The sequence below is a fragment of the Dietzia sp. genome (assembly GCF_036741115.1).
GTDB lineage: Bacteria > Actinomycetota > Actinomycetes > Mycobacteriales > Mycobacteriaceae > Dietzia.
In genome coordinates, this window is record NZ_DAINST010000023.1 from 21,204 (window position 1) to 29,850 (window position 8,647).

Annotated in this window: 7 protein-coding genes; 5 read left to right on the forward strand and 2 right to left on the reverse strand. The window is 68.1% G+C overall.

What is annotated here, in order from left to right; genetic code table 11:
* Positions 1-97 precede the first annotated feature (97 nt).
* Positions 98-1,012 (forward strand): alpha/beta fold hydrolase, encoded by a 915-nt coding sequence (locus tag V7E05_RS05505; protein ID WP_333618670.1) that lies wholly within the window; start codon positions 98-100, stop codon positions 1,010-1,012.
* A gap of 24 nt (positions 1,013-1,036) precedes the next feature.
* On the opposite strand, the gene V7E05_RS05510 is transcribed toward V7E05_RS05505, so the two are convergent.
* The gene (locus tag V7E05_RS05510) at positions 1,037-3,115 is read right to left on the reverse strand and encodes a prolyl oligopeptidase family serine peptidase (RefSeq protein WP_333618671.1); all 2,079 of its coding nucleotides are present in this window, start codon (positions 3,113-3,115) and stop codon (positions 1,037-1,039) included.
* 164 nt (positions 3,116-3,279) lie between these two features.
* Between V7E05_RS05510 and V7E05_RS05515 the strand changes: the two genes are divergently transcribed.
* Together V7E05_RS05515 and lpdA are read left to right on the forward strand one after the other, a co-directional pair.
* Positions 3,280-3,408 carry a hypothetical protein gene (locus V7E05_RS05515; RefSeq protein ID WP_333618672.1) on the forward strand — a complete coding sequence of 43 codons (129 nt, stop codon included), beginning with the start codon at positions 3,280-3,282 and terminating at the stop codon, positions 3,406-3,408.
* A 196-nt stretch (positions 3,409-3,604) separates the two neighbouring features.
* Positions 3,605-4,996: a dihydrolipoyl dehydrogenase gene (gene lpdA / locus V7E05_RS05520; protein ID WP_333618673.1), complete on the forward strand. Its 1,392-nt coding sequence runs from the start codon at positions 3,605-3,607 to the stop codon at positions 4,994-4,996.
* A 29-nt stretch (positions 4,997-5,025) separates the two neighbouring features.
* On the opposite strand, the gene V7E05_RS05525 is transcribed toward lpdA, so the two are convergent.
* The gene (locus V7E05_RS05525; RefSeq protein WP_333618674.1) at positions 5,026-5,847 is read right to left on the reverse strand and encodes a hypothetical protein; all 822 of its coding nucleotides are present in this window, start codon (positions 5,845-5,847) and stop codon (positions 5,026-5,028) included.
* Positions 5,848-6,008: 161 nt separating this feature from the next.
* Here V7E05_RS05525 and V7E05_RS05530 point away from each other — a divergent pair, with 161 nt between their 5' ends.
* Both V7E05_RS05530 and V7E05_RS05535 read left to right on the forward strand, forming a co-directional pair.
* The gene (locus V7E05_RS05530; protein ID WP_333618675.1) at positions 6,009-6,695 is read left to right on the forward strand and encodes an HAD family hydrolase; all 687 of its coding nucleotides are present in this window, start codon (positions 6,009-6,011) and stop codon (positions 6,693-6,695) included.
* A 75-nt stretch (positions 6,696-6,770) separates the two neighbouring features.
* On the forward strand, positions 6,771-8,647 hold a 1,877-nt coding region (locus V7E05_RS05535; RefSeq protein WP_333618676.1), incomplete at its 3' end, for a glycoside hydrolase family 65 protein.

Below are 8,647 nucleotides of genomic sequence, written 5' to 3' on the forward strand. Positions count from 1 at the left end.
TCGAGCCCCCGCCCGGCGTAACATCGCCCGGCGGGGGCTTTTGTAAACGTAAGCGCCAATGATTGCCTGATTGCCCAGCCACCGAATAGGGGATTCCGTGACGCTCGACGTGAACGAAATGGCGGAGAAGGCCGAAAGGGTCTCGCCGGACGAGGTGCTCAGCCTCGAACACTCCGGCGGCCACACGAGCGAGCTCCGCATCTTCGAGTCCACCTCCGCTACCCGCGGCCTCGTCCTCATTCTCCCCGGCATCGCGGTGGGCGCGCGCTACTACGACCCGATCGCCGCGGGCTTCGCGGCGGCGGGGTTCACCGCGGCGATCACCGAGCTCCCGGCGCAGGGAACCAGCACCATCGGGGTCGGCCGCGGCGCGGCGCCCACCGGCTACCACGACGCCGCGGCCGAGGAGTTCCCGCTCGCCATCGAGACGCTCCGCGCCCGCGCCGGGCAGCACCTCCCGCTCTTCCTCCTCGGCCACTCGCAGGGTGGGCAGCTCGCGTCGTACTACGTCGCGAGGCAGGCCGCGCTCGGCCGCGAGGAACCCGCAGGCCTCATCGGCATCGCCACGCAGTCCCCGTACTTCCGCGGTTACGCGCCCAAGGTGGGCAGGCGCCTCAGGTTCGGCTCCGTAGTCATGCCGCTCGGCGGCGCACTCTTCGGCTCCGTGCCCGCCGCGTTCTTCGGCGGCGAGGGAAGGCAGCCGGCGCGCCGGATCTACGACTGGTCGAAGCTGGTTCGCACGGGCCGGATGAGCCCCGTCGGTGCCGATGTCGACTACCGCCGGGGCATGGACGACGCGAGGGTTCCGGCGCTCGCCGTCACCCTGGAGGGGGACTCGCTCGCGCCGCCCGCTGCCGCGCGCTACTGGCTCGACTTCCTGCCCAACGGGCCGCGCACCATGCGGCACGTGACCGACGATCTCGGCCACAACCGCTGGGCGCGCAGGCCCGAGCCCGTCCTCGAGATCGTGCTCGACTGGATCGACGCACTGGGGTTGGCCGAGGGGCGCTAGCTCGACATCTCTATCCCGATATTGCTAGAGCCCCAGCTCGCGCGCGAAGAACCAGTACAGCAGCGCGTTCTTCCGCGCTTCCTGCGCATTGTTCGCGGCCCCTGCGTGCCCGCCCTCGGTGTTTTCGAAATACGTGACGTCCTGGCCGGCCTCCTCCAGCGCGGCGACGAACTTCCGCGCGTGGCCCGGATGGACCCTGTCGTCGCGCGTCGACGTCGTCACGAACAGCGGCGGGTAACGGCGTTCGGCCGTGGCCACCACGTTCTGGTACGGCGAGTACTCGGAGAGGAACTCCCAGTCGCCCGGCACGTCGGGATCGCCGTACTCTGCGACCCACGAGGCGCCAGCGAGCAGCAGGTGGTAACGCCGCATGTCGAGCAGCGGCACCGCGCACACGATCGCGCCGAACAGCTCGGGGTAGCGCGTCGCCATGACCCCCATGAGAAGGCCGCCGTTCGAGCCGCCGTACGCGCCGAGCTGCTCCGGGGTCGTGATCCCGCGCCCGACCAGGTCCCGCGCCACCGCCGCGAAATCCTCGTACGCGCGCAGCCGCTTCTCCCGCAGCGCCGCCGTGTGCCAGCCGGGCCCGTACTCGCCGCCGCCGCGGATCCCCGCGACCACGTACGTCCCGCCGCGCTCCACCCACAGCTTGCCGCGCAGCGCGGCGTAGGACGGGGTCATCGCGATCTCGAAGCCTCCATATCCGTAGAGGATCGTGGGGGAGGGCTCGGTGCGGGCCGCGCCCTCGGGCCCGCCAGGGCGCATAACGAAATACGGCACCTTCGTGCCGTCCTCCGAGGTCGCGAAGTACTGCTCGACCTCCACCCCTTCGGCGTCGAAGCGCTCGGGCATGGCGGCCAATCGCTGCGGGGCGGGCCCGCCCGGCTCGTGGATGAGCACCGATGACGGCGGAGTGACGGGCGAGCTCACCGACAGGATCGCGGCACCGGAGGTGAGCCGATCCGCCGCGACCACCGACACCTCGGAGTTCTCGGGGACCCCGGCGACGGGCGTCGATGTCCCGGTGTCCGGGGCGAGCCAGAACAGGCTCGAGGCCACGTCGTCGAGGACCGTGCACAGCAGCGCGCCTCGGGTCGCCGTAACGTCCTCGAGCGCCTGGCTCGCCGAAGGCGCCCACAGCAGCGTTGCGGCGGGGGAGTCGCCGAGGAGCTCGTCCCACGCGGCCGCGCCGATTCCGCCCGCCGGGATCGTGACCCCACCGATTTCCATGTCCGTCCGCGGGAGCAGCACGGCGTGGTCGGGAAGCGCCAGCAGCCTGCAGTCCTCCGGCAGGGGGAGGTGGTGCCACTTACCGGAACCGGGCATCCGTGCCGCGTACGTGCTCGCGTAGAAGTCGAGCGCCCGGCTCGCGATCTCGCGCCCCGTCCCGGGGTCCCGCGAGAAACCCACCGCGACGTCGCGGCGCCTGCCTTCCCACACTTCCTCGGCCGCGGTGTCGAACGGCGTCCCGCGCCGCCACACTCGCACCGTGCGCCCGTACCCGGAATCCGTCGCCTGCCCCTCGCCGAGCGCGGACACCACCGCCACGGTGTCGGCGTCCACCCATGTGACGTCGGTCTTCGCCTCCTCCAGGACGAAGCCGCTCTCGCTCGCCGGGATGAGGCGGCCGGCGTCGAGGTCGAATTCCCGGACGACAACGGCGTCCGCGCCGCCCCGCGAGAGCTGGCACAGCGCGCGCGATTCGCCCCCGACAACGTCCCTGAGCACCGTGGTGCCCTTGTACACCCAGTTGACGTCCTCCTCGGCGGCCAAACGATCCACGTCCAGCAGCTCGACCCAGTGCGGCGAGGCGGGATCCGGCCCCTCCGCCGTCATATACAGATGTGACGGCATGCGGCGCCACACCCCGCGCGGGTGCTCGGCATCGCGCCAGAAGTTGTATGCCCAGTCCCCGCGCAACGTGGCCCACGGGATACGGTCGGCGGAGTCGAGGATGGCGCGGGCCTCGGACTCGAGCTCGAGGAACCCCGGATCGGACTCCGCGGCGGCGAGCGTGCGGTCGGAGCGGTCGCGGACGAATGCGAGGGCCGCCGCCGAGTCGACGTCCTCGAGCCAGAGGTGTGGATCGCGAGATGTAGTCATCCGTACATGATGCCTGCGGGGGCCGTGGGACGGGAGTCCTTAGAGGTACTTGAACTCGAAGAAAACTCCTCCCCAGACCATTGATCGGAGGCCTGGGATTTCTATAAGCTGAGCGTGGACATCACGGGAGCATAAACGCGCCCGACCAAGCGGAAGGACACTCCATGAGCCTCGACTTCACCGGCAGCCTCACCAGCGGTTCCGACGACCTCACCGACAAGATCGCCGACTCCATCGGCGACATGGTCGCGACGTTCATCAAGTCTGCGATCGGTGCCGCCTCGAGCAACTAGGGCCTGCCCTCGAAGCTCAGAGCCCGCGGGCTCCCGAACCGCCCCCTCCCGGCCACCGGGAGGGGGCGGTTTCGTGCTTCCGGTTGCTGCCTCTAGTGCCTCCTCGATTGCCGCCCCGAGTGCCGCCCCGAGTGCCCCTTGCGCGCCTCCCGACCGCCGACGGCGAGCGGCGGCAGAGTCGCTTATTGTGGGGAGCATGGCTGACAACAAATTCGATCTCATCGTCCTCGGCGGCGGACCCGGCGGTTATGTCGCCGCGATCCGCGCCGCGCAGCTCGGCCTCAACGTGGCCGTCGTGGAGGAAAAGTACTGGGGCGGGGTGTGCCTCAATGTGGGCTGCATCCCGGCAAAGTCCCTGATCAAGAACGCGGAGGTGGCCCACACCTTCAACCACCGCGCCAAGGAGTTCGGCATCTCCGGCGAGGTGAGCTTCGACTACGGCTCCGCGGTCGACCGCAGCCGCAAGGTCTCCGCGGGCATCGTCAAGGGCGTCCACTTCCTCATGAAGAAGAACAAGATCACCGAGATCGACGGGCACGGCACGTTCGTCGACGACCACACCATCGAGGTCGATGGCACGAAGTACACCTTCGACAACGTCATCATCTCGACGGGCTCCGTGGTCAAGACCCTCCCGGGGATCGAGCTCTCCGACAACGTCGTTTCCTACGAGGAGCTCATCGTCGACCGCGACCTCCCCGATTCGATGGTCGTCATCGGCGCCGGCGCGATCGGCATGGAGTTCGCCTACGTCCTCGCCAACTACGGGGTCGACGTCACGGTCGTCGAGTTCATGGACCGCGTCCTCCCCAACGAGGACGAGGAGGTGTCGAAGGAGGTCAACAAGGCGTTCAAGAAGCTGGGCGTCACCATCAAGACCGGGCACAAGACCACCGGCCTCCGCGACAAGGGCGACACCGTGGAGGTCGATATCGAGTCCAAGGACGGCAAGAACTCCGAGACGGTTTCCGTCGACCGCGTGCTCGTCGCCGTCGGCTTCGCCCCGCGCGTCGAGGGCTACGGTCTGGAGAACACGGGCGTCGAGCTCACCGACCGCGGCGCGATCGCCATCGACGACCAGATGCGCACCAACGTCTCCGGCATCTACGCCGTCGGCGACGTGACCGCCAAGCTGCAGCTCGCCCACGTCGCTGAGGCGCAGGGCGTCGTCGCCGCCGAGACCATGGCCGGCGCCGAGACCCAGACGCTCGGCGACTACCGGATGATGCCGCGCGCTACCTTCTGCGAGCCGCAGGTCGCGTCCTTCGGGCTCACGGAGGCGCAGGCGAAGGACGAGGGCTACGACGTCAAGGTGTCGAAGTTCCCGTACTCCGCGAACGGCAAGGCGCTCGGCCAGGGTGACGCCAGCGGCTTCGTTAAGCTCGTCGCCGATGGCACGCACGGCGAGCTCCTCGGCGCGCACCTCGTGGGCGCTAACGTCTCCGAGCTGCTCCCCGAGCTGACCCTCGCGCAGATGTGGGATCTCACCGCCGCCGAGATCGCGCGCAACGTGCACACCCACCCAACGCTGTCCGAGGCGATTAAGGAGACCGCCGAGGGCATCGAGGGTCACATGATCAACCTGTAGCTTTAACCCCGAGCTCTAACCCCTGAGCCCTATTTCTGGAGCTTGGCCACCTGGGCGGCGAGGATTGCCTGAGCGCGATCCCCGTCGCCCGGTTTCGTGGGGTCTGCGTTCACGTCGTTCCCGACGGCGGCGTACGAGATCTCGATGGATGTGTCCCCGGCGTAGCCGTGCAGGGAGACGTTCCGGTTGAGCGTCGTCTCCCCGCTCTCGTTGCTGCGCACGATGTCCCGCGTCTCGCGGAAGCCCTCCCCGCCGTCGACCGGCGAGATCCCGTCGGTGGAGATGCCGAGGGTCACGAGGAACGGATCCTTGCCCTCCTCTTCTGGGAAGTCTTCCGAGCGGATCTGCGCGCCTTGGCAGCCGGCGTACGCGCTCTGGTCGAGGAACGGCTCGAGCTTCCCCGGCCGCAGCGCCACCGTGATCTTCGAGTCGCCGGAGGTCACCTGCGTGATCACCGCGTCGGACAGCAGCCCGTCCACCACCGTGTCGGCGTGCAGGATGTCGTCACACGGCTGCCCGAACAGCGAGGCCTGGTCCTTGATCTGCTCGCGGCCCTTGACGTACGTCTGGATCGTCTCGTCTGGCAGCGCCTCCGTCTTCCCTGCGGGGGACAGGGACGTTAGGTCGTCCGTCGTGACCAGCTTCCCGGCAAGTTCCGTATTCGAGCCGATCCCGGATCCCGCGCCGTCAGCTCCGGACCCGTCCTGCGCGGACGAACTCGCCGCGCCGTCCCCGTCGCCAGCGTCCGCGCCATCGCCCGAGGAACACCCCGCCAGCGCCGCGCCGGAGATCACGGCGACGAGCGCTGCACCGAAAGCGTTGCGCGCGCGCCCAAAACCAGAAAGCTTCACCAGGGTCTCCTAAGCGTGAGTTCACGTCGAGCCTCCATCCTTGCAAAGCCCGTCTCCGTACGGCGCGGCAATCCCGGAAACTCGATACTGTTGGCGGCGAAACGTAGGCGGAAAAAGTGGTGCAAGCCGGAAGTAGTGCAAGAGTAGGGAGCGGAGCTCTGATGGAACTCGCGGGACTCGGACGTTTTTCGGCCGTGCTGTTCGACCTCGACGGGGTCATCACGCCGACCGCCGACCTCCACATGCAGGCCTGGGCCGGCCTCTTCCGCCCCCTGTTCGAGGCCGAGGGCGTCGCCGAATACACCGACGCCGACTATTTCCACTTCCTCGACGGCAAGCCCCGCACCGCGGGCATCGGTTCGCTGCTCGAGGACCGGGGCATCGCCGCCGATCCGGCCAAGATCGACGAGCTCGGCGAGCAGAAGAACGCGCTCTTCCTCGACCTCCTCTCGCGCGGCATCGAGCCGTACCCCGCCTCGGTCCGCTTTATCGACGCCCTCGACGCCGCCGGCGTGCCCAAGGCGGTCGTCTCCAGCTCGAAGAACGCCGGCCAGGTGCTCACCGCCGCCGGCCTGCGCGACCGTTTCCCCGAAGTGGTTGACGGCGCACGTTCCGCCTCGCTCGGCCTCCCCGGGAAGCCCGCGCCCGATACCTACGCCTACGGCGCGGAGCTCCTCGGCGTCCCCTCCGCAGAGGCCCTCGTCGTCGAGGACGCGGTTTCCGGTGTCCAGGCCGGGGCGGCTGGGGATTTCGCAGGGGTCATCGGTGTCGACCGCGGGGCGGGGGAGGCGGCGCTCCGCTCCGCCGGCGCCACCGTCGTAGTTCGCGAGCTCGACGAGTTGCTCTAGAGTCTCAAGCCAGTTCAACTGCACGATGCCCGAATCACCGATGCCTGAATCACCGATGCCTGAAAGCGGCCCGCGATGAATTCCTACCTCCCGTCCGCCGGACTCACCCGCACGACGCACGGCGTCAACCTCCGCAGCCACCTCGAGGTGCCCGAGATCGACCGCTCCGTGCACCCCGTTGACCCGTGGAGCTGGAGCGAGACCAACCCGAAGGCAGGTCCCCTCGGTGTCTCCGAGACCGTCTTCTCCGTGGGCAACGGTTACCTCGGGCTCCGCGGCAATCCGGAGGAGGGCCGCGATTCGGATCAGCACGGCACCTTTGTCAACGGCTTCCACGAGACCTGGCAGATCGAGCACGCCGAGGACGCGTATGGTCTCGCCCGCGACGGCCAGACCATCGTCAACGCGCCCGACACGAAGACCATCCGGCTGTACGTCGACGACGAGCCGTTGCGCGTCCAGATCGCGGACCTCGAGGACTATTCGCGGACCATCGATTTCCGCGACGGCATCCTCCGCCGCGAGCTGACGTGGCGTACGCCGTCAGGAAAAAAGGTCCTGATCCGCTCGACCCGCATGGTCTCCATGGAGGAGAAGCACCTTGCGGTCTACACGTACGAGGTGGTGCTGCCGGAGGATTCCGCGCCGGTCGTGATCTCTTCGCAGCTCCTCAACCGGCAGGACGGGGAGGACGAATACCACCTCGCGTCGCCCGCCGGCGGGAAGTTCGATCCGCGCAAGAGTGAGGCGTTCAACCACCGCGTTCTCGAGCCGCGCCTGCGCCGCAGCGAAGGCGAGCACCAGATCCTCGGCTACCGGTGCGCGAATTCCGGGATGACGATCGCCGTCGCCAACGACCACGAGCTGATCACCGAGAACAACTACGAGCTGCGCACCTTTATCGACGACGACTCCGCCAAAGCCGTCTATCACGTCCAGGCGAAGCCCGGTCGGCCGATCCGCTTGGTCAAGATGGCGTCGTACCACACGTCGCGGGAGGTGCCGTGCCGCGAGCTCGGCTACCGCTGTTCGCGCACGCTGCGCCGCGCCCTCGACCTCGGCGTCGAGCGGCTCGAGCAGATGCAGCGCGACTGGTTCGCCGACTTTTGGGCTAGGTCTGACGTCGAAGTCGAGGGTGCCCCCGAGACCCAGCAGGCAATTCGTTGGAACCTGTTCGAGCTGGCGCAGGTGTCCGCGCGCGCCGAGACGAACGGTATCGCCGCGAAGGGCGTGACCGGCTCTGGATACAACGGCCACTACTTCTGGGACACCGAGACCTACGTCTTGCCGTTCCTCACGTACACCTCGCCGCAGTACGCACGAAACGCGCTACGCTTTCGCTACTCGATGCTCGAGTCAGCGCGCGAGCGCGCAAAGGTCCTCTCTGTCGAGGGCGCGCTGTACCCGTGGCGCACGATCAACGGGCGTGAGGCGTCTGCGTATTACGAGGCCGGCACCGCGCAGTACCACATCAACGCCGACATCGCGCACGCCTTGGTCAAATACACGCTGGCTACGGGCGACGAAAAGTTCATGGCACGCGAGGGCGTGGACGTCCTAGTCGAAACCGCGCGAATGTGGGTCTCGCTCGGGTTCTTCAACTCGCGGTCCGAGTTCCACATCCACGGGGTCACGGGCCCCGACGAGTACACGACGGTGGTGGACAACAACCTGTTCACCAACGTCATGGCGCGCGCGAATCTGCACGCCGCCGCGACAGTTGTGGCCGAAATGGTTCGCCGCGCGCCCGAAACGTACGAGGCGATGGTCAACCGCCTGCATCTCCGCGAAACGGAGCCCGAGGAGTGGCTCCGCGCGGCCGAGCAGATGCACATCGCGTACGACGACGAGCTCGGCGTCCACCCGCAGGACGAGCACTTCCTCAACAAGGAGGTGTGGGACAAAGACATCGACTCTCCCAACCGCCCGCTCCTGCTGCATTACCACCCGCT